Source organism: Ectobacillus panaciterrae DSM 19096 (assembly GCF_000430785.1).
Classification (GTDB): domain Bacteria; phylum Bacillota; class Bacilli; order Bacillales; family Bacillaceae_G; genus Ectobacillus; species Ectobacillus panaciterrae.
Genome location: NZ_KE387248.1, coordinates 56473 through 81007, shown reverse-complemented (window position 1 = coordinate 81007; position 24535 = coordinate 56473). Strand labels below are relative to the sequence as shown.

The window sequence follows — 24535 nt, the reverse complement described above, 5'->3', positions numbered from 1 at the left end:
CTTATATGCCGTATGACTATCAAATGCCTGTACCGCCAATGTATGGAGGTCAAGCGCCTATGTATGGTGCACCTCCTCACATGCCGTATGCACCTAGTCCATATGCACCAACACAATACGCATCGGCGCCAATGCCGTACGCACCTTACTATGCTCCTCAGCAAGCATATGTACAGGGAGCTTATATGCCGCAAGATTCTTCCTCCTTCATGCAGCCAACTCAGCATGCTCCTTATGATTCATCTTCTTTATATATGCCGAGTACAGCGCCAGCAATGGCCGAAAACAACGTACCGCCTAGATATGCGGAGGAGGATTGCGGATGTGATGAACAACAGCAGCCGATATATCCATACACCCCGCCTCCGTCCATGCACGGCGCGCCGTATTATCCAAGTTATCCGCAAGCACTGCAAGCACCATATTATCAAGCCATGCCGTACGTTCCATATGCGCCGCAGCCAGGAGTACCATACTATCGCCCGGAACCGACTGCTATGTTCGGAGTGCCAAACGTGGATGACGATGAAAAAGAATAAGCAAAACGAAAAAGGCGATGCGTTTACGAATCGCCTTTTTTTGTTCTTGAAAAGCTGCCGTTTGCCGGTAATGAAAGTTACCATGCTGAAGCAGTTCGTATATCTTGCGGAAACAGCGGAAAGCTCATATATAGTAAAGGGCTACCGTCATTATGAAAAAGTGCAGCAGCAGCTGTATTTCCTGCATGCCTTGCAAAATACCGGATTTTCATCTGCTGCATACACTAAACCGTTTCCGGACGGCAGTTTGTATCAGCAATTTGCTTCTGTCTATTGGCTGCTGACAGATTATGTGGAGCATATGGAACCATTTTCCTTTGCGAATGAAGAAAATAGAACGGAGGGAATTGGTGTACTTGCAAATTATCATAAGCATGCACAGCAAATTCCTTTGCCATTGCTTTCGTGCGTTCCAGCTTTATCATGGCTGCCAAAATGGAGCATGCGAGCGGCTAAGTTTCAGCGCAACCGTGAGACAGCTGCCTTTTATCTTGGAGAAGCTGTGGCAGAACATGTGATGCAATGGGCGTTTACGTCCTTAGCGAAATTACAATATGTTAATATGCATTCTTTGCCGCATACATTTATACATGGAGACATTGTTGAGCATAACTTTATAAAAGAAAAACAAATATATCTCATTGATTTTGACTGTGTCAGCTTTGGACCGCTTATGTATGATTACATTAAATATTGCTATTGTATGCTTCCGTTTTTAAATTGGTCTTACGATGCTCTTTATGAATATAAGCAAATCAGGCTGTTGCTTTCCGAGCTGCCGTTTTTGCTTGCTCTTATTTTCCCGGGAGATATTCTCCGCGAATGGGATTACTTTTTATCGCTTTCCTCAGAGCAGCGTCAGGTTTTTGAGGAGCGAATCATAACATTCACAAAAAATCAGCATGGATGTCGGTTGGCATTTGTTCAGAAATTATATAATATGATAACATAATCACAAACACAGGAAAGGAAGTACTATAAATGGAAGACAGAATCCAGAAGCTGGTTGAATGGCTGCAAATGAAAGTAAAGGAAGCGAACGCAAACGGTTTAATCGTCGGAATTAGCGGCGGTATCGATTCCGCAGTTGTAACACACTTAATTAAGCGTGCATGCCCGGAAAGCTCCGTTGGCGTGATTATGCCTTGCAAGAGCAATCCAAAAGATCAAGAAGATGCGATGCGAGTTGTGGAAAGCTGCGGGATCGATCATTATGTAGTAAATTTAACAGAAACGCATCAAACGCTGTTTAGTGCAATTGAACAGCAGTTAAAAGACGGCGGAACATGGAACGAAGAAAAAGCGAAGCTTGGCGACGCGAACACGAGAGCGCGTCTTCGCATGACAACATTATACGCAGTAGGCAATAACTTTAATTATCTTGTAGTAGGTACAGATAATGCGGCGGAATGGCATACGGGTTATTTTACAAAGTATGGTGACGGCGGAGTTGATTTAGTGCCGCTCGTTCATTTTACAAAAGGCGAAGTGCGCGAAATGGCAAAAGTGCTTGGCGTACCAGACGAAGTGATACATAAAGCGCCGAGCGCCGGCCTATGGGAAGGGCAAACGGATGAAAATGAGATGGGTACAACGTACGCCATGATTGATAAATACTTAAAAGGCGAAGAAATTCCGGCACAAGACCGCCAAATTATCGAAAAAATGCATGCGCGCTCCGAGCATAAGCGCAGTTTGGCAGCAGCGCCGCCAAAGTTTTGAGTTAAATACTGACAGTTTAAAACCCCCCCTCAAAAGTCATCATAAGATTGAGCCTTTTAAAGGTTCATCTTAATAGAGGGGGTTTTTGTATTGAACAAGAAACTTAAGTTAATTACAACATCCCTGTTGATAGTCGGTGCCTTGACAGCTTGTAATCCAGCGAAAAATACCGCTATAGAGAGTCAGAAGAGGCAAACCGCTTATGACTATGGTTATGAGCGTACGTCTTATTATGGTTTCAATAATTATCCAAACGCCTACGGCTATGTACCGAGGCCGCGCAGCGTAACGGATCGATATACAGATATGGATATAAACCGCGTAACGTACCGTAATCCAAAAACGGATGACTACGGCAATGTGAAATACTCCAAAATTAATCAGGAAATTCACAGAAATAAAAATGCTGTCGGGTATAATTATTATGCCGACCGAAATTTCCACGGTCACATAACTAATCCTTATCCGACACGAAACGTTACGATGAACGGTTATTATACAAATGCAGACGGTGCGACAGCGGAAAAAATCACAAACCGTGTAAAACGTATAGGGGATGTAGACCGCGTGTCTACTGTTGTATATGGCAACGATATCCTTGTTGCAGTAAAAGCGCGCAATACGGCAAACGCGAAAACAGTCGAGGACAAGGTGCTTAAAGCAGCTATGCCATATGCAACAGGACGAAGCTTACATGTTACCGTTAATGAAAGCATGTATAACCGCGTCCGTGATATAAGTTCGCATTTGCGTAACGGTACGATGACAAACGAAATGAACAAAGATTTAAACGGAATGTTTCAATCCGTTCGTGCCGATCATAACCGTATGCTGCGATAAATACGAGGTTTTAAAGGAGAAACGCTTAAGAGGCGTTTCTCCTTTTTGAATGAAATGATAAAGTTAAGGAGACTTATCATATACAATTATTTTAAAAAGCTGTTGACAAACGTTTTTTTATATATGAGTGAATGATAATTTCAACATTTCCATGTGCTATGTGCAACCAAAAGGGAATATGGTATGCTCCTTCCCTCTTGTTTACCCTTGCATGAACCACTACAAAAGTTTGACCGCTTCTGTACGTCGCCGAATGATCTCTCCCCACTATAAAAAGACGTTTTTTTGTTCACTTGTATATAGTTCCAATGATCTGTTACAGCTCTATGTTGCTATTTGTATTACATGGTTAGAGTTAGAGGTAAATAACCGCCGACCGAAAGATGAAACATTCGGCCGGTAGATAGGAGTACTCAATCAACAGGGTTCTAGTGCCTGTTATTTTGGAATGATTACAAATGCATTTGGAAGATATCGCATACCCACCGCCGTTTCAGTTGCAGGTTTCAGTTGCAGCTTTCCTTCATAAATCATCGTTGTGGAACCTCCGCCGTCTAAGGCAAATGCATTCGTACATCCGTATTTTTGGAAAAGAGACACCATATCTCTCATGGAGGCGCCCCGATGATGCTTGTTCCAATAAAATCTCCCGTCCGTTGCAATCATTACTACATTCCCTTGCGAATCTTGCCCGATTCCTGTTCGAGGTGCCCAGCCAAACGCTTCGTCAACTTGATCCGTTACCATATCCTTTCCATCAACAATCAGCTGAGGTCCGAATGTGACGGCTTGTGTTACGTTCATATTTTCTAACTCATTAATGGAATACGTTCCTGTAATGAATTGTCCCTTTTTAGTGAATCCGCAAACAAGACTATGTGCCTCTCGATTAAATCCAGGCTCTGAACGAATGATGCCATCAGAAATCGCGATACCTATGATTTGTCCGCCTCGTCCGACGCCTCCCGGATCTCGAAAGCCCCCTGCGTTGATACCGGCAATAGCCCCATTTTGTTCAATGAGCTCGGATAACGGTTGTCCCTGGTCATGATATTTCGTACTCACTAAATGAATGGCAGTTGGATCGTTTACTTTCATTACTTTTGCTGTGAAATGCGGGTCTTCAATCGTTTCAACAGTTACTGATAAGGGTTGCTTTTTACGAGAAAACATAACATTGGGAAGCTTTGATTTTTGCGTTGGCGGTGCATAAATAGCAGTTTCCAATTGCTGAATTTCATTTGTCGATAAAAACAATCTTGCAAATTGCGGGTGCTGTGATGACAGAATAGATCCTGCTATCATTTCGCGAAGTTTATGGCCGGAATTCGTACCATACAGCCAAATCATTCCTCCTGCAAGGACAATGAGGAGTGCCAGACTTATTCGTTTTATTCCTTTTCTTATCCAATGCCGCATATGACTACCTTCTTTTTTTCTTAGTATGTCACATTTTTTTTTTCTTATGTTTATCAGTAATCCAGAAGAATCTTAATAGATAGCAATTATTTAAAGGACATATCTTCCCATTACTTTTCTTACTTTTGGAACCTATGGTGCTCTATACGATACATAAAAGAACAAATCTGTTTGCCTAGTCAAAAGACCCAGGCGAGGGTGTCTAAAAGGCTTTGACCGTTACTACACTCGGCAGGCGCCCAATGCCCACCTAAGAAGAATTGAGCACGGTTTTCTTGTTTCTTTGAATTGGATAAAACCTCTACAGATGGTCACACTAAAGAGCAGAAGATTTACTTACCAAGTTCAAAGAGGTGGAGGCGTATGAACTTCATAATGAAGGTAATAATGACGGTGATTGCGTGCGGTATTTTCGTACAGGTATTTTTTCCGTCAGAGAATTTTGCGAAAATGCCAGGCGGAATGGTTAGTCTAAGCGAAAAACAAGATCCTTCCGTTACGATTATTTTGCAGCGCACTTACTTGGATGGAGAAGTAAGCGAGGAAATTTTTACAGAGAAAACAACTTCTCTTGAGGCCACCTTGCAAAAGTATCAAGATTGGCAGCTTGTAGACCGGGATGATGTGCAGCTCGTGTTGCACAAGCGCGTGGACGATATATCGCCCTTGCTGAAAACAAGCGGCTACTTCGGTGTTTCCAAAGAAGGTGTACTGCAAATCTTTAAAGGAATACCTGATGCGCGTAACGTCATTCATTCATTCTTTCAACTCGACATGAGAAAGCTGGAAAGTTATAAGAGACAGCAGCTGGAACGCGGCATTCGAATCAAATCGAAGGAGCGTTATGTGGAAGTGTTAGAAACTATGAAGAATTATTCTGTCAAAAAGGACTAGCATATGCTAGTCTCATTCTTTTTTGTCCGCTTACGGCAACTTGTGATAAAATGAAATACATGACTGAAAAGGGAGAGGTCAAAAGTTGTTTGAATATATCACAGGCTGCGTAGAATTTGTAGGACCGGAGTATATCGTTCTGGACCATGACGGAATTGGCTATCAGCTGCTCACGCCAAATCCATATATATTTCGAAGAAGTGAACAGCGCATTCGCGTTTATACATATCAGTATGTAAGAGAAGATATCATTGCATTATATGGATTTCAAACGCGTCAGGAGCGTGCTTTATTTATGAAGCTCCTCGGTGTATCGGGAATTGGACCGAAGGGTGCGCTTGCCATTCTGGCAGCTGGTCAAACAGCACAGGTTGTACAGGCTGTTGAACACGAAGATGAGAAGTTTTTAGTGAAGTTCCCGGGAGTCGGAAAGAAGACAGCGCGGCAAATGATTCTGGACTTAAAAGGAAAGCTTGCCGATATCGTTCCGGACGCAATGCCCGATTTATTTTCTGATCCGTCCGAGCTGGAAAAATCGTCAAGCGTGTCTACAGAGCTGGAAGAGGCGCTGGAGGCGCTAAAAGTGCTTGGTTATGCTGAGCGCGAGATTTCGCGTGTTGTGCCTGAACTCTTAAAGGACTCGCTTTCAACCGATCAATATATTAAAAAGGCGCTGCAGCTTCTATTAAATGGTAAGAGGTGAGAAGCATGGATGAACGTCTTGTTTCGGGAGAATCGGTGTATGAGGATGTGGAATTCGAGTATTCCCTTCGTCCCCAGCATTTACGGCAATACATCGGTCAGGAGAAGGTTAAGCATAACTTAGAAATTTTTATTGAAGCGGCTAAGTTTCGAGAAGAATCGCTCGATCACGTATTATTATATGGACCGCCGGGATTAGGGAAAACAACGTTGGCAAATATTATAGCTAATGAAATGGGTGTAAATTTGCGCACAACTTCGGGACCTGCTATTGAGCGCCCGGGAGATTTGGCGGCGGTGCTGACAGCGCTGGAGCCTGGAGACGTTTTGTTCATTGATGAAATTCATCGCCTTCACCGCTCTGTGGAGGAAGTGCTGTATCCGGCTATGGAAGACTTCTGTCTTGATATTGTCATCGGAAAAGGACCTACAGCTAAATCTGTTCGTCTTGATTTGCCTCCATTTACGTTAGTGGGTGCAACAACACGAGCAGGAGCTCTTTCTGCTCCGCTTCGGGATCGTTTTGGTGTATTGTCCCGTTTGGAATATTATGATACGGATCAGCTTTCTCAAATTGTAGAGCGTACGGCAGAGGTGTTTGCGGTGGAAATTGACCGGAGTGCAGCAATGGAAATCGCAAAAAGAGCGCGCGGAACCCCTCGTATCGCAAACCGCTTGCTGCGGCGCGTCCGCGATTTTGCGCAAGTGCGGGGGAATGGTGTCATTACTCTCGAGATTACGCAAACAGCTCTTGAGCTTCTGCAAGTCGATCAGCTTGGACTTGATCATATCGACCATAAATTGCTTCTTGGCATTATTGAAAAGTTTCGCGGCGGTCCGGTCGGCTTGGAGACGGTGGCGGCAACGATCGGGGAGGAAGCGCATACCATCGAAGATGTATATGAGCCGTATTTATTGCAAATCGGCTTTTTACAGCGTACGCCGCGCGGCCGCATTGCAACGCCGCTTGCGTATGAACATTTCGGTTTGGAGGTGCCTAAGCCGTAATGGATTTTTCCAAGCTGTTTTTGACACTTGGCGTTATCTTTATCATAATCGGTCTTATATGGAAATTTGTCGGGAGGATTCCTGGTGATATTTTAATTAAAAAAGGGAATGTAACTTTTTATTTTCCTATTGTTACGTCTATTTTACTGAGTGTGATTTTGTCGCTCGTATTGTATGTTATAGGAAAGTTCAAATGAATGATAGAAACAGGTGGAATTATGGACATTAACGCATTTGATTTTCACTTACCGGAGGAGCTGATTGCACAAACTCCTCTGGAAAAACGGGAAAGCTCCCGTCTTATGGTGCTGAACCGCCAAACAGGAGATATTGAGCATAGGCATTTTTTCGATATTCTTACGTATTTTCGTCCTGGAGATTGCCTTGTTTTAAACGAAACAAAGGTGATGCCAGCGCGTTTGCACGGCGTAAAGGAAGATACAGGCGCTCACATTGAAGTGCTTCTTTTAAAGCAGGAGGAAGACGATTCTTGGGATACGCTTGTGAAACCGGCAAAGCGTGTGAAGGAAGGCACAATCCTTTCTTTTGGAGAGGGAAAGCTGAAAGCTGAGTGTGTTGGAATGGGCGAGCAAGGCGGTCGCAAGCTGAAATTTTCATATGACGGCATTTTTTACGAAATTTTGGACGAGCTTGGGGAAATGCCGCTCCCTCCTTACATTAAAGAAACGCTGGATGACCGCGATCGTTATCAAACTGTATTTGCACGTGAAATCGGCTCGGCGGCAGCTCCGACAGCAGGCTTGCATTTTACGAAGGAGCTTTTGGAAGCTTTGCGGGAAAAAGGTGTAGAGATTGCCTTCATCACGCTTCATGTCGGTCTCGGAACATTCCGGCCGGTTTCGGTCGATAAAATTGAAGAGCATGACATGCACTCCGAGTATTATCATATGTCGGAAGAAACGGCTTCAGTTTTAAACCGCACTAGGCAGGAGGGCGGCCGCATTATTACAGTCGGTACGACTTCTACGCGTACGCTTGAAACCATTGCTTCTGCAACAGGCGGCACGTTTAAAGCAGCTTCCGGCTGGACGAATATTTTTATCTATCCCGGCTATGAATTTAAAGCAATTGACGGATTAATTACAAACTTTCACTTGCCAAAATCAACCCTTATTATGCTTGTGAGTGCATTGGCAGGAAGAGAGCACGTGCTTCATGCTTATCATGAAGCAGTGAATGAAAAATATCGCTTCTTCAGCTTTGGAGATGCGATGCTGGTAATATGACCAGCTTGAGAAAGGAGTTCATCTATGACAGCAGTAACATATGAATTGATTAAAACATGCAAGCAGACTGGTGCGCGTCTCGGCCGTGTTCATACACCGCACGGCTCGTTTGAAACGCCTGTTTTCATGCCGGTTGGTACACTCGCGACGGTAAAAACGATGTCCCCGGAAGAGCTGAAAGCGATGGACGCAGGGATTATCTTAAGCAATACGTATCATTTATGGCTTCGTCCCGGCCATGAAATTGTTAGCGAGGCAGGCGGCCTTCATAAGTTTATGAACTGGGATCGTGCAATTTTAACAGATTCCGGCGGCTTTCAAGTATTTAGCTTAAGCGAATTCCGACGCATTGAAGAGGAAGGCGTGCATTTTCGCAACCATTTGAACGGTGATAAGCTGTTTCTATCTCCTGAAAAAGCGATGGAAATTCAAAACGCTCTTGGCTCCGATATTATGATGGCGTTTGACGAATGCCCGCCGTACCCTGCGGAATATGACTATATGAAGCGTTCCGTAGAGCGCACGAGCCGTTGGGCGGAGCGCTGTCTGAAGGCGCATCAGCGTCCGGATGACCAAGGATTATTTGGTATCGTCCAGGGCGGAGAGTATGAAGACCTTCGCCGTCAAAGCGCGCGCGATCTGGTTTCTATGGATTTTCCGGGTTATGCAGTGGGCGGCCTGTCGGTAGGAGAGCCGAAGGACGTTATGAATCGTGTGCTTGAATTCACAACGCCATGGCTTCCGGATAACAAGCCTCGCTATCTGATGGGAGTAGGATCGCCTGATGCACTGATTGACGGCGCTATTCGGGGCATTGATATGTTTGACTGCGTGCTCCCTACGCGAATTGCGCGAAACGGTACATGCATGACGAGCGAAGGCCGTGTGGTCATTAAGAATGCAAAATATGCTAAAGACTTCGGACCGCTTGATCCAAATTGCGATTGCTACACATGCAAGAATTATTCTCGCGCTTACATTCGTCATTTAATTAAGTGTGATGAAACATTTGGAATTCGATTAACATCTTACCATAACCTGCATTTTCTGCTAAAATTAATGGAGCAGGTGCGACAAGCCATTCGCGAAGACCGACTTGGTGATTTCCGCGAGGAGTTCTTTGAGCAATATGGCTTTAACAAGCCGAATGCAAAAAATTTCTAATATACATAGTAAGGGAGGATTTTAAACATGAATATGCTTACACAAGTATTGCCGCTTGTATTGATGTTTGCAGTGTTTTACTTCTTGCTTATTCGCCCGCAGCAAAAGCGTCAAAAGGCAGTAGCAACGATGCAAAGCAGCTTGCAAAAAGGCGATCGCATTGTGACAATCGGCGGTTTGCACGGTGTGATTGACTCCATTTCTGATACAACAGTTGTGATTAAAGCAGGAGATGGCTCTCATCTTACTTTTGAGCGCAATGCGATTCGTGAAGTCGCAACGAAATAAAAAACTTGGCAACTCCGGTTGCCAAGTTTTTTTCTTATTCTTTTTTTGATGTGTTCACTCCGAAAATGCCCCCGATTGTGCTAGCTGCAATGAGGCCGAGATGGTACAGCATATTTTCTTTTGAAAGCGGTTGGGAATATCCTAAATAATTTACAAGAAATACAAGGAAAGAAAACAGAATGCCTGTAGAGCCGCCAGCGAGCCATCCCTTCATTTTTGCTTTCGCGCCGGACACGAAACCGGAAATAAGCATAGAAAGAAGTGTAAGAATAAAGACGACAATGATTAAAGAAGAGTCACTGATTTTTGTCAGCTTTGCGAGCAGCGCGATACAGAAGCTCACAACAGTAGCGAGCAATAAAATGGTACCGAGGCCAAACAAGATGGCTGCGGATAGTTTTTTTGTTCCTGTCATCATAATCCCCCTTTCTAATACAAGCATATTTCATAGATGTACGAGTTAGACTAGTTTCTTGATGAACAGAAAAAGAAAAGTGAAGCGTTATAGTTTTTAAGATGTCAGGGAAAACTAGGCGATGCAGAAATCAGAAAAAGGGCGGGATGACGGTGGAGATTTTTGAAACAATCGGAAAAACCGTTTTATTGTACGGAATTATTCTTATTATTTTCAGGTTGATGGGGAAAAGGGAGATTGGAGAACTGAGCATACTCGATCTCGTTGTATTTTTGATGCTGAGTGAACTGGCGGTAGTTGCGATCGAGTATCCGGATAAATCCATTTGGCATCAGCTTACGCCCATGTTGGTTTTAATGCTTATGCAGGTGGCGCTCGCTTTTATCTCCCTTAAAAGCCAAAAAGCCCGTAAGCTGCTGGACGGGGAACCTGCTATACTTATCCGGCAAGGCAAGGTCGATGAAAAACAAATGCGCAAGCAGCGCTATAATTTCGATGATTTGCTGATGCAGCTGCGGGAAAAGGATATAGGAGATATCCGTGATGTCGATTATGCGATTTTGGAGCCATCAGGTAAGCTTTCCGTATTTCAAAAGCAAAAAGAAAAAAAGAGTGAAAACGAAACATCTGCTTTTACGTTACCGCTTATCATTGACGGCATTATTCAAGACGAGCATTTGGCAACGATGAACAAAACGAATTTATGGCTTCGGCAAAAGCTGCGGGAGCTCGGATATAAGGATCTAAAACAAATTTCGTATTGCAGCTTTCAAAACGGACAGTTTTTTGTGGATGTAAAAGATGAGTAAAAAAACAGCCTCTATCAAAGAAAGAGGCTGCTTTTATCATAAGTTAGGCGAGAATACCCCCACTTCAAGTGTGCAAATGGTGTGTAACGGTAAGTGGGGGAGGTTCATTTTAAAAATGATAGTTTGCGTAAAATCGGCAAGCGCAGCAATTCCTCTTTGCGAACGAGCCGGAATAGAATGAGCAGGAGTATATAGACAAAAGTTGTAATTGTGATGGACGATAGCGTTTGAATACCTAGTGAAGACGAAAACGGATACGTATTGCAGAGAAATCCGACAGCGCCTGCAACAAGAATGGCGATCATCCCATATATATAATCTTTGGCATAAATAGTGAAGGTAATGCGCTTTAGCACCGTGGCATAATGAAGCATTGTGACGGTGATGAGCCCGGCTGCCATTGCTAATGCAACCCCCATAATTTGGAATTCGGGTCGGGAGGCAAGAGCGAATATGACGCTGATTTTTACTGCAGATCCAATCAAGCTGTTCATCATAGCTGCCTTTGCCAAATCCAGCGCCTGCAGCATAGAAGTGAGCGGACCTTGAAAGTAATAAAAGATGAAACAAGGCGCAAGCAGCTGAATAAACACAGTCGCATGGTCTGTACCGTACATAAGAGTGAGAATAGGAGAAGCAAACACATAAAGGATGACAACCGACCAGCCGCCGGAAATGAAAGAAAGGCGAAGGGCCTGCTGCAGCCGGTATTCGACAAGCTGATGCTGCTTCTTTGCCATTGCCTCGCTAATAGAGGGAACGAGAGCAGTAGACAAGGCGTACGTAAGGAAAGAAGGCAAAAATAACAGCGGCAGCGCATAACCGTTCAGCTCACCGTACTGCTTCGTGGCAACGGCAGCCGTAACACCTGCAATTGCCAAGCTTTGCGCAACGACAATCGGCTCTAAAAAGTAGGAAACGGATCCGATAAATCGGCTTCCGGTAGTGGGGATGGCGATTGACATCAGAGATTGAAACGTATCTTTGCTCGTTTTGACTGTGTGGAAAAACTGAGAACGAATTGTAATATGTTTTTCACGGCGAAACATAAGAAACATGTACAATAACGAGACCAGCTCGCCGGCAGCTGCAGAAATCATAGCCCCGGCAGCCGCATACTCAATGCCGAGCGGCAGAAAAGCGCGAATGCAAACCGCAATAAGAGTAATACGCACGATTTGCTCAATGACTTGCGCATAGGCACCTGGCTTCATGTTTTGCTTTCCCTGGAAATACCCGCGAAGTACAGATGAAACGGCGATAATGGGAACGACAGGCAAAATGGCAATGAGCGGATAAAACGTTCGCGAGTCTGTCAAAAATTTTTGCGATAAGAGGGGAGCTGCAATCATAATTCCTAGTGTAAAGACAACGCTTAACGTCAGCGTGATGGCTAAGGAAACAGTCAATATCCTTTTTACCTTTTGCGAGTTGTTTGTGGCATCCGCTTCAGCAATGAGTTTGGCAATCGCTACAGGCAGGCCGAGCTGGGTAACAGTAATAGCTAAAATAAATGTGGGGACGGCCATCATATACAGACCGACTCCTTCTTCTCCAAGAATTCTCGCCATAACAATCCGGTTTACAAAACCTAAAACCCTTGTAATCAACCCCGCCAGCATTAAAATAAATGTGCCGCGCAAAAAGCTTTGCTTCGTCATTTCTTTCCCACCTTCTCAAAAGCCCTAGAATGCTTTACAATAATCTATATGCCAATACATAAGGCAAGCATGACAAGGTGTATGTGTACAAGCATTTTTTTATAAGATTTTTTTGAAACTTTAAGAAAATTCTTGTGTGTATATACTCTTTAAACTCCCAAATAAACGAAGGAGGATTTGCGCGATGGTTGTGAAAGAACATCCGGTAGACGCTTATCGCGAGCAGCTGCAAGTTGTGCTAGAAAGCAAAGTAGATGAATTCAGGTTACTAGGATACGATCGAGTAACAGTCCAAGAGATATGGGAATGTTTGAGAAGCAAAAAGTGGAAACGGCCAAGCGATGAGACGAGAATCTATCAGCTCGTCAACGATGTGCTGACGCTTTCCACAAGCGATTATATGACATATTTAACAATGGAAGCTTACAAAGCACCGCTTTGGTCATTTGAAGAGTACGAAAATAAGTAAAAATTTGACATGTACATTTGCGGATTCATATAATTGATGTATTGCTATTGTTAGTGTAGTAGAAGGAGGCACATATCACTCATGACTAAACGAAGCAGCAGAATCGTTGCTTTCTTTTTAATCGTCCTTATTGTGGGCGGCATCATTGGAGCAACAACAAAAAATATTACGCAGGGCATTAACCTTGGGCTTGATTTGCGCGGCGGTTTTGAGGTTTTGTATGAAGTAAAGCCGGCAAAAAAGGGAGATAAAATTACGCACGATGTGCTCGTGAGCACAGTGCATGCACTCGAGAATCGTGTAAACGTCCTCGGGGTAAGCGAGCCGAATATCCAAATTGAAGGAAAAGACCGTATTCGTGTACAGTTGGCTGGTGTCCAAGATCAGTCAAAAGCAAGGGAAATCCTGTCTACGCAAGCCAAGCTTACGTTCCGTGATGTAAATGATAACATTTTGCTGGATGGAACAGATTTGAAAGAGGGCGGCGCTAAGCAGACATTTGACGAGCAAGGCCGTCCAAGCGTCGGATTAACGCTGAAAAGCGCTGATAAATTCCGCAGTGTAACGGAAAAAATATTGGCAATGAAACCTAATAATTTAATGGTCATCTGGCTTGACTTTGAAGAAGGAAAAGATTCTTATAAAGCAGAAGCGGGCAAACCGAAGCCGAAATATTTATCAGCTGCGACTGTTAACCAAGTATTTAATCAAGCAGACGTATCTATCGTAGGTTCTTTTACGCCGGAAGAAGCGAAAGGACTTGCTAACTTATTGAATGCAGGCGCTCTTCCTGTTGACCTGAAAGAGATGTATTCGACTTCAGTCGGAGCGAAATTCGGCGAAACAGCTCTGCAGAAAACAATTCTTGCCGGCGCTATCGGTATAGGGCTTATTTTCTTATTTATGTTGGTGTACTACCGTTTACCGGGTGTGGTGGCTGTTATCACGCTGGGCATGTATCTCTACATAACACTGCTTATTTTCGATTGGATGCATGCTGTATTGACGCTTCCGGGCATCGCGGCGCTAGTTCTCGGGGTAGGGATTGCAGTAGATGCCAACATCATTACGGATGAGCGTTTTAAAGATGAACTGAAGATAGGAAAATCGGTGATGGCCGCATATCGTGCGGGTAACCGTCATTCCTTCTTGACGGTTTTGGATGCGCACGTTACTACGATGCTTGCGGCTGTTGTATTGTTTGTTTGCGGAACAAGTGCAGTAAAAGGTTTCGCGACAAGCTTGATGGTGAGCTTGATCGTCGGTTTTGCTACAAACGTAGGGGTTACGCGTTTTTTATTGGGTCTTCTCGTAAAAAGCCGCTATTTTGATAAAAAGATTGAATATTTTGGTGTAAAACGAAAAGATATTATTCCTCTTTCCAAGGGCATTGAGCATGCGCCTACGAAATTTGACCGCATTAACTTCGTGAAGGTAGGACATGCATTCCTGATGTTCTCCATTGCGGTTATGATTGTCGGTGCCATCGTCCTATCACTGTTTAAGCTAAACGTCGGCATCGACTTTGCAAGCGGTACGCGCATGGACATTACGAGCAGCAAACCGATTGTCGTTTCCGAACTGAACAGTGATTTAAACAAGCTCGGTGTAAAGACTGAAGATATCGTCTTAACCGGAACTGATAACAAAAGTGTCGCTGTCCGTTCTAAAGGGGTACTTTCAAAAGATGAAATTGCAAAAGTAAAAAGCGAAGTGAAGAATAAATACGGTTCAGAGCCAAACGTGAGCACGGTATCCCCGACAATCGGAAAAGAGCTTGCGCGCAATGCGTTCATCGCTGTTATGATTGCATCTGTAGGGATCATCCTGTATGTGAGCATTCGCTTCCGTTTTACGTATGCTGTTTCCGCAGTTCTTGCACTGCTGCATGATGCGTTCTTTATTATTACAGCATTCAGTATCCTCCGTCTGGAAGTAGATCTGCCGTTCATTGCGGCTGTGCTAACGATTGTCGGTTACTCTATTAACGACTCTATCGTTACATTTGACAGAAACCGTGAATTATACAAAAAACGCAAAATTCGTACAGAACAGGATTTGGAGGATATCGTAAACTTAAGCATCCGTCAAACGCTGGGACGTTCCGTGAATACTGTAATGACAGTTCTATTGCCGGTTATCGCGTTATTAATTTTCGGAAGCGAGTCTCTTCGGAGCTTCTCTTTTGCCTTATTAATCGGTCTAATCGTAGGAACATACTCCTCCGTTTTCGTTGCTTCTCAAATTTGGTTACTTCTTGAGAAGCGCCGCTTAAAGAAAGGAAAAGGCAAGAAAGAAGCAGAACCGAAACCGGAATTGCAAGTATAAGAAAAAACGAGCACGGGTATCCCGTGCTCAGTTTTTTTAGGTGGGCATAAAGCACCTGCTGTGTATGGCAGCACTGCACGTCCGCTCCTATGTTTCTAAGCATATAGGTTTGTTCTTTTGTGTATACTGCGAGTGGCATGGGCTGCAAACAGAGAGGAATAACGGAAAGCATTGGAGCGGGATGTTATAAATTATCTTTTAAAAAGGAAGATGTCACCTAAAGGGCATCTTCTTTTTTGCTTAAAACCTGATGTTTTTTCATATTCTATATAGAGATACATTTCCTAGCATTCATTACTTCTCTACAGAAAGGATTTTACAAATGGAGAAAGATGAACGGTTTAAACAGGCGCAATTCGGCGCCGTTGTAGGGATTGTCGGGAATATTGTACTTGCCGCAGTAAAAGCGATTATCGGCTATATTGGAAACAGTAAAGCGTTGCTTGCAGATGCGGTGCATTCTGCTTCTGATGTAGTAGGCTCTTTAGCTGTTTTGTTCGGAATTCGCGCCGCAAAGCAGCCGCCGGATGAAGATCACCCATACGGTCACGGCAAGGCAGAGTCAATTTCAGCCATTATTGTAGCTGTGCTGTTGGCGATTGTCGGCATAGAAATTTCCTTATCGTCCATTAAAGCATTTACGCACGAAATCGAGCCGCCGAAATGGATTACGCTCATAGCGGTTATTTTGTCCATTGTAGTCAAGGAAGCGATGTTCCGATACAAATATAAGCTCGGCAAGCGGATTAAGAGCGACGCGATTATTGCCAATGCATATGAGCATCGTTCGGACGTCTTTTCTTCTCTTGCCGCCCTTGTAGGAATCGGTGCTGCTATTATAGGAGATAAACTCGGCATGGAATGGTTTGTATATGCTGACCCGATTGCAGGGCTTTTCGTTTCTTTGCTTGTCATTAAAATGGCATGGGATATTGGAAACGAAGCGATTCATACAACGCTGGATCACGTGCTGCATGAGGAAGATATTGCGCCGATGAGAGAGGCGGTTATGATGGTAGACGGTGTGAAAAAGATTGGTTCTCTCTATGCAAGAGAACACGGCCATTATGTAATTGTCGATATTAAGGTGTCTGTCGATCCTTACATTACAGTCGAAGAGGGGCATCGCATCGGCAAACATGTAAAAGAAGTATTAATGCAGCAGGAGAACGTAGAAAACGTATTCGTTCATATTAATCCGTATTCACCTGATGAATGATAGCAAAGTCATCCCTTATTTAGTATAATGGTTTAGTTAAGGGGTGATTTCGTTGTTGCGAGCGAAAACGCGTTGGAAACAAAAGACGAGTAATGAAGAGCTTGTGCAGCAGCTTTCCCATTCGCTGCAGCTCACGCCTTTCGTTACCTCTTTGTTGATCAATAGAGGATTAGAAACGGAAGAAGAGATTACAAACTTTCTTTATATGGAACGCCAAGACTTTCACGATCCATTTTTATTAAAAGATATGGACCGCGCTGTGCAAAGAATACAGCACGCGATTGAAACGGGCGAACAAATTTTAATTTTTGGCGATTATGATGCAGACGGAGTGAGCAGTACGACTGTTTTGCTTCTTGCTTTACAGGAGCTTGGCGCACAGGTCGAGTTCTATATTCCAAATCGCTTTACAGAAGGATATGGACCGAATGAAGGGGCATTTCGCTGGGCGAAGGATGCCGGATTTTCTCTCATTATCACAGTGGATACGGGGATTTCTGCCGTAAACGAGGCGCGTCTTGCGAAAGAGCTTGGGTTGGATTTAATCATTACAGATCACCATGAGCCGCCGCTTCAGCTGCCGGAAGCATACGCCATTATTCATCCGAAGCTTGAAGACAGTATATACCCGTTTCAGGATTTGGCTGGAGTCGGCGTTGCTTTTAAAGTAGCTCATGCGTTGCTTGGACGAGTGCCGGAGCATCTGTTAGATATTGCTGTTATCGGCACAATTGCTGATTTAGTGCCGTTGCACGGCGAAAATCGTTTGCTTGCAAAGCGGGGAATTGAAAAGCTTCAGCAAACAAAACGTCTGGGGCTGCAGGCGCTGTTTCAGGTGGCAAACAGCAAGCAGCATGAGCTGAACGAAGAGAGTGTCGGGTTTGCGATTGGTCCGCGCATTAATGCTGTAGGAAGACTTGAGGATGCGGCACCTGCTGTTCATTTGCTGTTAACAGATGATGTTGTGGAGGCAAAGGAGCTTGCGGAAGAAATTGACGGTCTGAACAAGCTTCGTCAAGAAATTGTGCAGCAAATCGCTGCCGAGGCTATCCAAGAGGTAGAAGCACATTATCCGCCCAATGAAAATAAAGTGCTTGTTCTTGCAAGGGAAGGCTGGAATGCAGGCGTTATCGGAATTGTCGCTTCCAAACTTGTAGACCGCTATTATCGCCCGACGATTATTTTGAGCATCAATAAGGAAAAAGGCATCGCTAAAGGGTCTGCCAGAAGCATTGAGGGGTTTGACTTGTTCGCCAATTTATCTGACTGCCGGGATATTTTGCCGCATTTTGGGGGGCATCCGATGGCAGCGGGAATGACATTGGAGATGAACGATGTAGACGAGCTTCGCCGGCGCCTGAATGAATTGGCAGATAAGCAATTAACAGAACAGGATTTAGTTCCGATTACAAAAATTGATGCCGTATGCACACTTGAAGACATCACGCTGTCTGCCATCGAAGAAATGCAGCTGCTTGCCCCGTTTGGCGTAGGAAATCCGAAGCCGCGCATTCAAGTGAATGATGTGGAGCTGGAGAGCATCCGCCAAATCGGTTCTGACGGATCGCATTTGAAACTTACGCTGCGAGACGGCCAGACAAAGCTTGACAGTGTTGGGTTTGGTTTCGGAAAAGCAGCCGAAGAAATCTCGCCGGTATCAACAGTATCGCTTGTCGGTGAGGCATCCATTAATGAATGGAACAACTTCCGAAAGCCGCAGCTTATGATTTCTGATATTGCCGTAACACAGTGGCAGCTGTTTGATTGGCGCAGCATGCGGAACATTGAAAAACATCTCGCCGCGTTGCCGGCGAATTTACTGAAAATTATATATTTCCGTGAAGAAACGCTCACTCATATTCCTTTGGCAGGATATGAAAGCCATCTTGTTTCAGCTAAAGAGGCAAAACATTTGAATCTAGAAGGCTCTTATATTGTGTTATTGGATATGCCGCCGACAACGAAGCATTTGCAGGAGCTTCTGTCACACGGATTTCCGGATCGGGTGTATGCGGTATTTCATCAAGAAATGCAGCATACCTTCAGCACAGTGCCGACAAGAGAGCACTTCAAATGGTATTATGCATTTTTACGCCAGCAAGCTCCGTTTTCTATCGTAAAACACGGCGCGCAGCTTTGTCAGCATAAAGGCTGGTCGAAAGATACAGTAAATTTTATGACAATGGTGTTTTTTGAGCTGGAATTTGTTAAAATAAAAGATGGTGTGATTTTTATATCAAATCAAACACAAAAACGAGATTTAACAGAATCGGTAACGTATCGTGAAAAAATAAATCAATTACAATTGGAAAAAGAATTGGTGTATTCCACGTATCAACAGCTGAAGGCATGGTTTCATAATATGAAGAACGGTTCTTTTACACATGAGGAGGCATTTAAGTAATGGATTTGAAACAATATATTGCAATTGTACCGGATTATCCAAAGGAAGGAATTGTCTTTAAAGATATTACTCCGTTAATGAACGACGGCGCGGCATACAAAGCGGCGACTGACCGCATTGTGGAATTTGCAAAAGAAAAGCAAATTGATCTTGTAGTAGGACCGGAAGCACGCGGATTTATTATCGGTTGTCCGGTATCTTACGCTTTAGGCGTCGGTTTTGCGCCTGTACGCAAAGAAGGCAAGCTTCCGCGCGAGGTTGCAAAAGTAGAGTACGGCAAAGAGTACGGCAAAGACGTATTAACAATTCACAAGGATGCGATTCGTCCGGGACAACGCGTGCTCATTACTGATGACTTGCTTGCAACAGGCGGCACGATTGAGGCAACAATTAAGCTTGTAGAGGAGCTTGGCGGCGTAGTAGCGGGAATTGCTTTCTTAGTAGAACTTTCCTACTTGGACGGCAGGAACCAACTTGACGGATATGATGTATTGACGCTGATGACATACTGATTTTTTGAGTACTCGATAAGAGTGCTCTTTTTCTATTTTGGTCTCGCGGGTGATGCAATTTCTTTCCTTTTCACAATTTGCAGCAATTGCGTTATAATGGTGAAATATATAATTAGTGTAATCAGCAGGATTAATTTTTATAAAAAGGTGATTCCATGGCGAATGAACAAGTGCTAACAGCTGAACAGGTGTTGGAAAAAGCAAGTCAATACTTAAAAGAAGATACAGGAATTGTAAAGCGTGCATATGAATTTGCCCGTGATGCTCATCGTGAACAATATCGGAAATCAGGGGAGCCATATATTATTCATCCCATTCAAGTGGCTGGCATTTTAGTCGATTTGAAAATGGATCCTGCGACTGTATCCGCCGGTTTTCTGCACGATGTAGTGGAAGATACAGAAGTGACTCTTGAGGATTTAGAGCGCGCGTTCAATAAAGAAGTTGCAATGCTGGTAGATGGCGTAACGAAACTCGGAAAGATTAAGTATAAATCACACGAGGAACAGCAGGCGGAAAATCATCGGAAAATGTTCGTCGCTATGGCGCAAGACATTCGCGTGATTTTGATTAAGCTTTCGGACCGCTTGCATAACATGAGAACGTTAAAGCACTTGCCGCAAGAAAAGCAGCGCCGCATCGCAAACGAGACGTTGGAAATTTTTGCTCCTTTGGCGCACCGTCTGGGGATCAATACCATCAAATGGGAGCTTGAGGATACATCGCTTCGTTATTTGAATCCGCAGCAATATTATCGCATCGTAAATTTGATGAAGCGAAAGCGTGCCGAGCGCGAAGAGTATTTGGACACAGTCATGCAAGAGATTCGGGGGAAACTCGGTGAAGTGACGATTCATGCTGAAATTTCGGGACGTCCAAAGCACATTTACAGCATTTATCGGAAAATGGTTATGCAAAATAAGCAGTTCAATGAAATTTATGATTTGCTTGCTGTGCGTGTTGTTGTTAACAGCATTAAAGACTGCTATGCAGTGCTTGGCATTATTCATACGTGCTGGAAGCCGATGCCGGGACGTTTCAAAGATTATATTGCGATGCCAAAGGCGAACCTATACCAGTCTCTTCATACAACTGTAATCGGCCCAAAAGGCGATCCGCTTGAAGTGCAAATCCGTACGAAGGAAATGCATCGCATCGCTGAGTACGGGATTGCCGCTCACTGGGCATATAAAGAAGGCAAAGAAGTGGCGACAGAAAACGAAACGCTTGAAAAGAAACTTACGTGGTTCCGCCAAATTTTAGAATGGCAAAACGATGCCTCTAACGCAGAAGAGTTTATGGAATCGTTAAAAATCGATTTATTCTCTGATATGGTGTTTGTCTTTACGCCAAAAGGAGACGTCATTGAATTGCCGCTTGGCTCTGTTCCAATCGACTTCGCGTACCGCATCCATTCCGAAATCGGAAGCAAAACAATCGGCGCGAAGGTAAATGGGAAAATGGTGCCGCTGGATTATAAATTGAAAACAGGGGACATTGTAGAGATTTTAACGTCCAAGCACTCATACGGTCCGAGCCAGGACTGGGTGAAGCTGGCACAAACGTCCCATGCAAAAAATAAAATTCGTCAATTCTTTAAAAAGCAGCGCCGTGAAGAGAACATCGAAAAAGGAAAAGAGCTTATTGAAAAAGAATTGCGCAATTTGGATTATGATTTAAAAGAAGTATTAACATCGGAAAACTTAAAGCGCGTCGCAGATAAATTTAATTTCCCGAACGATGAGGAAATGTATGCGGCCGTCGGCTATAACGGTATTACGGCTGCTCAAATTGTAACTCGTTTAACTGATAAGTTCCGCAAAAAGCGCGAGGAAGAGCAGCTTCTGCAAGAAACGATCACAGAAGTGCGCAAGCCGATGAAAATCCGCAAGCGCGATTCCGGCATTAAGGTAAACGGCGTAGACAATTTGCTGATTCGTGTTTCTAAATGCTGCAATCCTGTTCCGGGAGATGATATTATCGGATATATCACAAAAGGACGAGGGGTTTCCATTCATCGTGCAGATTGTGTAAACGTTCATACAGAAGAAGCGAAAGATCGTCTTCTCGACGTAGAATGGGAAAACGATCCGGAAAAAGAACTCGAATACAATGTCGATATTGAAATTTCCGGTTATGACCGCGGAGGCTTATTAAACGAAGTGCTGCAGGCTGTAAATGAAACAAAAACGTATATTTCTGCTGTGTCAGGACGCAGCGATCGAAACAAAATGGCTACAATCCATATGTCCATTTCCATCCAGAATGTGCACCATCTGCAGAAAGTAGTCGAACGAATCAAGCAAGTGCGCGATATTTATGCAGTACGTCGATTAATGCACTAAAGGAGAAGGTTATGAGAGTAGTTGTACAGCGTTCAAAAGAAGCATCCGTTACAGTAAACAATGAGATTGTCGGCAGCATTCCGTTTGGACTCACATTGCTCGTCGGGGTTACGCATGAAGATACAGAAAGCGATGCAGCATATGTCGCAGAAAAAATAGCGAACCTGCGTATCTTTGAGGACGAAGGCGGCAAAATGAATCACTCCGTTCTAGACATCAGGGGCCAAATTTTATCGGTTTCGCAGTTTACCTTATACGGAGACTGCCGAAAGGGAAGACGCCCGAACTTTATGGATGCTGCAAAGCCGGATTATGCGAAGCGCATTTATGATGTGTTTAATAAAGAGCTGGAAAAGCAAGGCTTGCATGTGGAAACAGGCGAGTTCGGCGCGATGATGGACGTTCGTTTATTGAACGACGGACCGGTAACGTTAATCATTGAAAGCAAATAGGTAAAAAGCGGGTATCCTGTGCTCGGTTTTTTAGGCGGGAATAGAGCGTCTGCTGCGTTAACGGTCAAAGCCTTTGAGATGCCCTCTTTGACTAGGCAGGAAGGTTTGCTCTTTTGTATGTCATATACTGCAAGCATCACGGGTTTCGAAAGCAAGAAAGTAATAAGGATCATTGCCGCAAAATTTTATAATTTCTAGTCTTTAAAAAAAATCCTCCAGAGTGGGAGGATTTTTTGTTTTAACGAATACGTCCCTCAAAAAACTGGAATAATAACAAATAGGACTATATAGAATGAGGGGGACGTATTATGCGAATGAACGACAAAGCAAACAGTGTAATGAACAGTGCCAATCAGCTTTTCAATGTGAACTTCGATGATTTTGTGTCAAAAGAGAACAATGTCACGTCTATGGAGCTTGCATCCGAGTTTGGCATTTCGCTGCAGGATGTAAAAAAGCTGAAGAAACATCTCGGCCGCTCTTGACAAGAGTACACAAGAAACGTATATTAATAAACAAATTCATGTTTTTACAGCTATATAATCAACTGATGATGGAGAACAGTAAATAAGATTCCACATGAAAAGAGAAGGAATGCCCCGGGCTGAAAGCGTTCCTGCATGATGACTTGTTGAAGGAACACTCCGGAGGTTTCTCTCTGAAATTCGAGTAGGAGAAGAACGCGTTCAGGCGTTACTGAAAAAGTGGAAGCGATATGCTTCAATTAGGGTGGCACCACGGGTATTAAACTCTCGTCCCTACTGTTACAGTAGGAACGGGAGTTTTTTTATTTTGTACAGAAACGAAGAGGAGGAAACACCATGTCTATTCAAATTCCAAGAGGAACACAAGATATCCTCCCTGGAACGGTTGAGCTATGGCAATATATCGAAGGACAAGCACGCGATATTTGCCGTCGTTATAACTATAAAGAAATCCGCACACCGATTTTTGAACATACGGAATTGTTTTTGCGCGGTGTAGGGGATACGACGGATATCGTTCAAAAAGAGATGTACACGTTTGAAGACCGCGGAGAGCGCAGCTTGACATTGCGTCCTGAGGGAACAGCGTCTGTTGTTCGTTCCTATGTAGAGAATAAAATGTATGGCAATGCAGCACAGCCGACTAAGCTATTTTATATTGGACCGATGTTTCGTTATGAAAGACCGCAATCCGGGCGTTATCGTCAGTTCGTACAATTTGGAATTGAAGCGCTCGGGAGCAATGATCCTGCCATTGACGCAGAAGTAATTGCGCTTGCGATGGATTTCTACAAAGGACTTGGGCTAAAGAGCGTAAAGCTTGTGCTGAATAGCCTTGGTGATACAGAAAGCCGTAAAGTGCACCGTGAAGCGCTTGTGAATCACTTTGCACCGCGCATTGGGGAGTTCTGCAACGACTGTCAGGAGCGTTTGCATAAAAATCCGCTTCGCATTCTTGATTGTAAAAAAGATCGTGAGCATGAACTGATGAAATCAGCGCCTTCTATTACAGAATACTTGAATGAAAGCTCACAAGCATATTATGAAAAAGTGCAAGAGCTCTTAACGATGATGGGTATTCCGTTTGAAAAGGATCCAAATCTTGTGCGCGGTTTAGATTATTACCAGCATACTGTGTTTGAAATCATGAGTGAAGCGAAAGGATTCGGTGCAATTACAACGCTCAGCGGCGGCGGCCGCTATAACGGTTTAGTACAGGAAATCGGTGGGCCGGAAACGCCGGGAATCGGTTTTGCATTAAGCATCGAGCGTTTATTAATGGCACTGCAGGCAGAAGGCATCGAGCTGCCGCTTTCATCTAAGCTGGACTGTTATGTAGTGGCTTTAGGGGAAAAAGCGAAGGATGCAGCAGCAAAATTTGTGTATGAACTGCGCAAAGCAGGTTTAACAGCAGAAAAAGATTATTTAGACCGCAAAGTAAAAGCGCAATTTAAAGCGGCTGACCGTTTTAACGCTAAATATGTGGCAGTGCTTGGAGATAATGAATTAGAACAAGGTATCATCAACCTTAAGGATATGAACACCGGGGAACAAGAAGAGATTGCTTTGGATGCATTTGTCTCTTATGTAGCAGAAAAGGTATTGTAGGAGGA

The 24535-nt window shown here is 43.9% G+C and carries 23 protein-coding genes, 1 pseudogene and 1 other annotated feature; of the genes and pseudogenes, 21 read left to right on the top strand and 3 right to left on the bottom strand.

What is annotated here, in order from left to right; translation table 11 throughout:
- The 4 genes and pseudogenes from H540_RS33875 to H540_RS0125160 all read left to right on the top strand — a co-directional run.
- Positions 1 to 539, top strand: a pseudogene (locus tag H540_RS33875) (hypothetical protein); the annotation flags it as partial.
- Complete coding sequence (locus H540_RS33870; protein WP_162144560.1) at positions 526 to 1491, top strand: aminoglycoside phosphotransferase family protein; 966 nt, start codon at positions 526 to 528, stop codon at positions 1489 to 1491. The pseudogene H540_RS33875 and the gene H540_RS33870, both read left to right, overlap by 14 nt.
- 29 nt (positions 1492 to 1520) lie before the next feature.
- The gene (nadE, locus tag H540_RS0125165; RefSeq protein ID WP_028402921.1) at positions 1521 to 2261 is read left to right on the top strand and encodes an NAD(+) synthase; all 741 of its coding nucleotides are present in this window, start codon (positions 1521 to 1523) and stop codon (positions 2259 to 2261) included.
- 90 nt (positions 2262 to 2351) lie between these two features.
- Entirely contained in the window at positions 2352 to 3101 is a 750-nt protein-coding gene (locus tag H540_RS0125160; protein ID WP_028402920.1) for a YhcN/YlaJ family sporulation lipoprotein, read from the top strand.
- A 438-nt stretch (positions 3102 to 3539) separates the two neighbouring features.
- On the opposite strand, the gene H540_RS0125155 is transcribed toward H540_RS0125160, so the two are convergent.
- On the bottom strand, positions 3540 to 4520 hold the full coding sequence (locus H540_RS0125155; protein ID WP_028402919.1) for a phosphodiester glycosidase family protein: 981 nt from the start codon (positions 4518 to 4520) through the stop codon (positions 3540 to 3542).
- A gap of 363 nt (positions 4521 to 4883) precedes the next feature.
- Here H540_RS0125155 and H540_RS0125150 point away from each other — a divergent pair, with 363 nt between their 5' ends.
- The 7 genes from H540_RS0125150 (at position 4884) to yajC (ending at position 9823) form a co-directional block, all read left to right on the top strand.
- The gene (locus H540_RS0125150) at positions 4884 to 5414 is read left to right on the top strand and encodes a BofC C-terminal domain-containing protein (RefSeq protein WP_425388175.1); all 531 of its coding nucleotides are present in this window, start codon (positions 4884 to 4886) and stop codon (positions 5412 to 5414) included.
- Positions 5415 to 5499: 85 nt separating this feature from the next.
- Positions 5500 to 6117, top strand: coding sequence for a Holliday junction branch migration protein RuvA (gene ruvA / locus H540_RS0125145; protein ID WP_028402917.1), 618 nt, complete (start codon positions 5500 to 5502; stop codon positions 6115 to 6117).
- A 5-nt stretch (positions 6118 to 6122) separates the two neighbouring features.
- Positions 6123 to 7124 (top strand): Holliday junction branch migration DNA helicase RuvB, encoded by a 1002-nt coding sequence (gene ruvB, locus H540_RS0125140; protein ID WP_028402916.1) that lies wholly within the window; start codon positions 6123 to 6125, stop codon positions 7122 to 7124.
- Positions 7124 to 7321 (top strand): DUF2905 domain-containing protein, encoded by a 198-nt coding sequence (locus H540_RS0125135; protein ID WP_028402915.1) that lies wholly within the window; start codon positions 7124 to 7126, stop codon positions 7319 to 7321. Before ruvB ends, H540_RS0125135 begins: the two co-directional genes overlap by 1 nt.
- A gap of 21 nt (positions 7322 to 7342) precedes the next feature.
- Positions 7343 to 8371, top strand: a complete 1029-nt coding sequence (gene queA, locus H540_RS0125130) for a tRNA preQ1(34) S-adenosylmethionine ribosyltransferase-isomerase QueA (protein ID WP_028402914.1) — start codon at positions 7343 to 7345, stop codon at positions 8369 to 8371.
- Between the two features lie 24 nt (positions 8372 to 8395).
- On the top strand, positions 8396 to 9535 hold the full coding sequence (tgt, locus tag H540_RS0125125) for a tRNA guanosine(34) transglycosylase Tgt (RefSeq protein ID WP_028402913.1): 1140 nt from the start codon (positions 8396 to 8398) through the stop codon (positions 9533 to 9535).
- Between the two features lie 27 nt (positions 9536 to 9562).
- Positions 9563 to 9823 (top strand): preprotein translocase subunit YajC, encoded by a 261-nt coding sequence (gene yajC / locus H540_RS0125120; RefSeq protein WP_028402912.1) that lies wholly within the window; start codon positions 9563 to 9565, stop codon positions 9821 to 9823.
- A gap of 34 nt (positions 9824 to 9857) precedes the next feature.
- Here yajC and H540_RS0125115 read toward each other — a convergent pair whose 3' ends face one another.
- Complete coding sequence (locus H540_RS0125115; RefSeq protein WP_028402911.1) at positions 9858 to 10238, bottom strand: TIGR04086 family membrane protein; 381 nt, start codon at positions 10236 to 10238, stop codon at positions 9858 to 9860.
- A 152-nt stretch (positions 10239 to 10390) separates the two neighbouring features.
- Here H540_RS0125115 and H540_RS0125110 point away from each other — a divergent pair, with 152 nt between their 5' ends.
- A complete protein-coding gene (locus H540_RS0125110; protein WP_028402910.1) occupies positions 10391 to 11047 on the top strand; it encodes a DUF421 domain-containing protein in 657 nt (218 codons plus the stop codon).
- Positions 11048 to 11151: 104 nt separating this feature from the next.
- On the opposite strand, the gene spoVB is transcribed toward H540_RS0125110, so the two are convergent.
- On the bottom strand, positions 11152 to 12708 hold the full coding sequence (gene spoVB / locus H540_RS0125105) for a stage V sporulation protein B (protein ID WP_028402909.1): 1557 nt from the start codon (positions 12706 to 12708) through the stop codon (positions 11152 to 11154).
- 184 nt (positions 12709 to 12892) lie between these two features.
- Here spoVB and H540_RS0125100 point away from each other — a divergent pair, with 184 nt between their 5' ends.
- The 9 genes from H540_RS0125100 to hisS all read left to right on the top strand — a co-directional run bounded on the left by H540_RS0125100 (position 12893) and on the right by hisS (position 24530).
- Positions 12893 to 13177, top strand: a complete 285-nt coding sequence (locus H540_RS0125100; RefSeq protein ID WP_028402908.1) for a post-transcriptional regulator — start codon at positions 12893 to 12895, stop codon at positions 13175 to 13177.
- A gap of 81 nt (positions 13178 to 13258) precedes the next feature.
- A complete protein-coding gene (secDF, locus tag H540_RS0125095; RefSeq protein WP_028402907.1) occupies positions 13259 to 15505 on the top strand; it encodes a protein translocase subunit SecDF in 2247 nt (748 codons plus the stop codon).
- Positions 15506 to 15827: 322 nt separating this feature from the next.
- Positions 15828 to 16724: a cation diffusion facilitator family transporter gene (locus tag H540_RS0125090; RefSeq protein ID WP_028402906.1), complete on the top strand. Its 897-nt coding sequence runs from the start codon at positions 15828 to 15830 to the stop codon at positions 16722 to 16724.
- A 52-nt stretch (positions 16725 to 16776) separates the two neighbouring features.
- Entirely contained in the window at positions 16777 to 19128 is a 2352-nt protein-coding gene (recJ, locus tag H540_RS0125085) for a single-stranded-DNA-specific exonuclease RecJ (protein ID WP_028402905.1), read from the top strand.
- A complete protein-coding gene (locus tag H540_RS0125080; RefSeq protein ID WP_028402904.1) occupies positions 19128 to 19640 on the top strand; it encodes an adenine phosphoribosyltransferase in 513 nt (170 codons plus the stop codon). The genes recJ and H540_RS0125080 overlap by 1 nt, the downstream gene beginning before the upstream one ends.
- 155 nt (positions 19641 to 19795) lie before the next feature.
- Positions 19796 to 21985 (top strand): RelA/SpoT family protein, encoded by a 2190-nt coding sequence (locus H540_RS0125075; protein ID WP_028402903.1) that lies wholly within the window; start codon positions 19796 to 19798, stop codon positions 21983 to 21985.
- An 11-nt stretch (positions 21986 to 21996) separates the two neighbouring features.
- Entirely contained in the window at positions 21997 to 22437 is a 441-nt protein-coding gene (dtd, locus tag H540_RS0125070; protein ID WP_028402902.1) for a D-aminoacyl-tRNA deacylase, read from the top strand.
- Between the two features lie 308 nt (positions 22438 to 22745).
- Entirely contained in the window at positions 22746 to 22922 is a 177-nt protein-coding gene (locus H540_RS34150; RefSeq protein ID WP_028402901.1) for a hypothetical protein, read from the top strand.
- A gap of 56 nt (positions 22923 to 22978) precedes the next feature.
- Positions 22979 to 23200: a binding site (T-box leader), on the top strand.
- A gap of 58 nt (positions 23201 to 23258) precedes the next feature.
- Entirely contained in the window at positions 23259 to 24530 is a 1272-nt protein-coding gene (gene hisS / locus H540_RS0125060) for a histidine--tRNA ligase (RefSeq protein ID WP_028402900.1), read from the top strand.
- The last annotated feature ends 5 nt before the right edge of the window (positions 24531 to 24535 follow it).

Excerpts from the sequence above, each read along its gene's own strand:
- H540_RS33870 (WP_162144560.1), top strand. The coding sequence starts at position 526 with ATGAAAAAGAATAAGCAAAACGAAAAAGGCGATGCGTTTACGAATCGC.
- nadE (WP_028402921.1), top strand. The coding sequence starts at position 1,521 with ATGGAAGACAGAATCCAGAAGCTGGTTGAATGGCTGCAAATGAAAGTA.
- H540_RS0125155 (WP_028402919.1), bottom strand. The coding sequence starts at position 4,520 with ATGCGGCATTGGATAAGAAAAGGAATAAAACGAATAAGTCTGGCACTC.
- H540_RS0125150 (WP_425388175.1), top strand. The coding sequence starts at position 4,884 with ATGAACTTCATAATGAAGGTAATAATGACGGTGATTGCGTGCGGTATT.
- ruvB (WP_028402916.1), top strand. The coding sequence starts at position 6,123 with ATGGATGAACGTCTTGTTTCGGGAGAATCGGTGTATGAGGATGTGGAA.
- H540_RS0125135 (WP_028402915.1), top strand. The coding sequence starts at position 7,124 with ATGGATTTTTCCAAGCTGTTTTTGACACTTGGCGTTATCTTTATCATA.
- queA (WP_028402914.1), top strand. The coding sequence starts at position 7,343 with ATGGACATTAACGCATTTGATTTTCACTTACCGGAGGAGCTGATTGCA.
- tgt (WP_028402913.1), top strand. The coding sequence starts at position 8,396 with ATGACAGCAGTAACATATGAATTGATTAAAACATGCAAGCAGACTGGT.
- yajC (WP_028402912.1), top strand. The coding sequence starts at position 9,563 with ATGAATATGCTTACACAAGTATTGCCGCTTGTATTGATGTTTGCAGTG.
- H540_RS0125115 (WP_028402911.1), bottom strand. The coding sequence starts at position 10,238 with ATGACAGGAACAAAAAAACTATCCGCAGCCATCTTGTTTGGCCTCGGT.
- spoVB (WP_028402909.1), bottom strand. The coding sequence starts at position 12,708 with ATGACGAAGCAAAGCTTTTTGCGCGGCACATTTATTTTAATGCTGGCG.
- H540_RS0125100 (WP_028402908.1), top strand. The coding sequence starts at position 12,893 with ATGGTTGTGAAAGAACATCCGGTAGACGCTTATCGCGAGCAGCTGCAA.
- secDF (WP_028402907.1), top strand. The coding sequence starts at position 13,259 with ATGACTAAACGAAGCAGCAGAATCGTTGCTTTCTTTTTAATCGTCCTT.
- H540_RS0125090 (WP_028402906.1), top strand. The coding sequence starts at position 15,828 with ATGGAGAAAGATGAACGGTTTAAACAGGCGCAATTCGGCGCCGTTGTA.
- H540_RS0125080 (WP_028402904.1), top strand. The coding sequence starts at position 19,128 with ATGGATTTGAAACAATATATTGCAATTGTACCGGATTATCCAAAGGAA.
- H540_RS0125075 (WP_028402903.1), top strand. The coding sequence starts at position 19,796 with ATGGCGAATGAACAAGTGCTAACAGCTGAACAGGTGTTGGAAAAAGCA.
- dtd (WP_028402902.1), top strand. The coding sequence starts at position 21,997 with ATGAGAGTAGTTGTACAGCGTTCAAAAGAAGCATCCGTTACAGTAAAC.
- H540_RS34150 (WP_028402901.1), top strand. The coding sequence starts at position 22,746 with ATGCGAATGAACGACAAAGCAAACAGTGTAATGAACAGTGCCAATCAG.
- hisS (WP_028402900.1), top strand. The coding sequence starts at position 23,259 with ATGTCTATTCAAATTCCAAGAGGAACACAAGATATCCTCCCTGGAACG.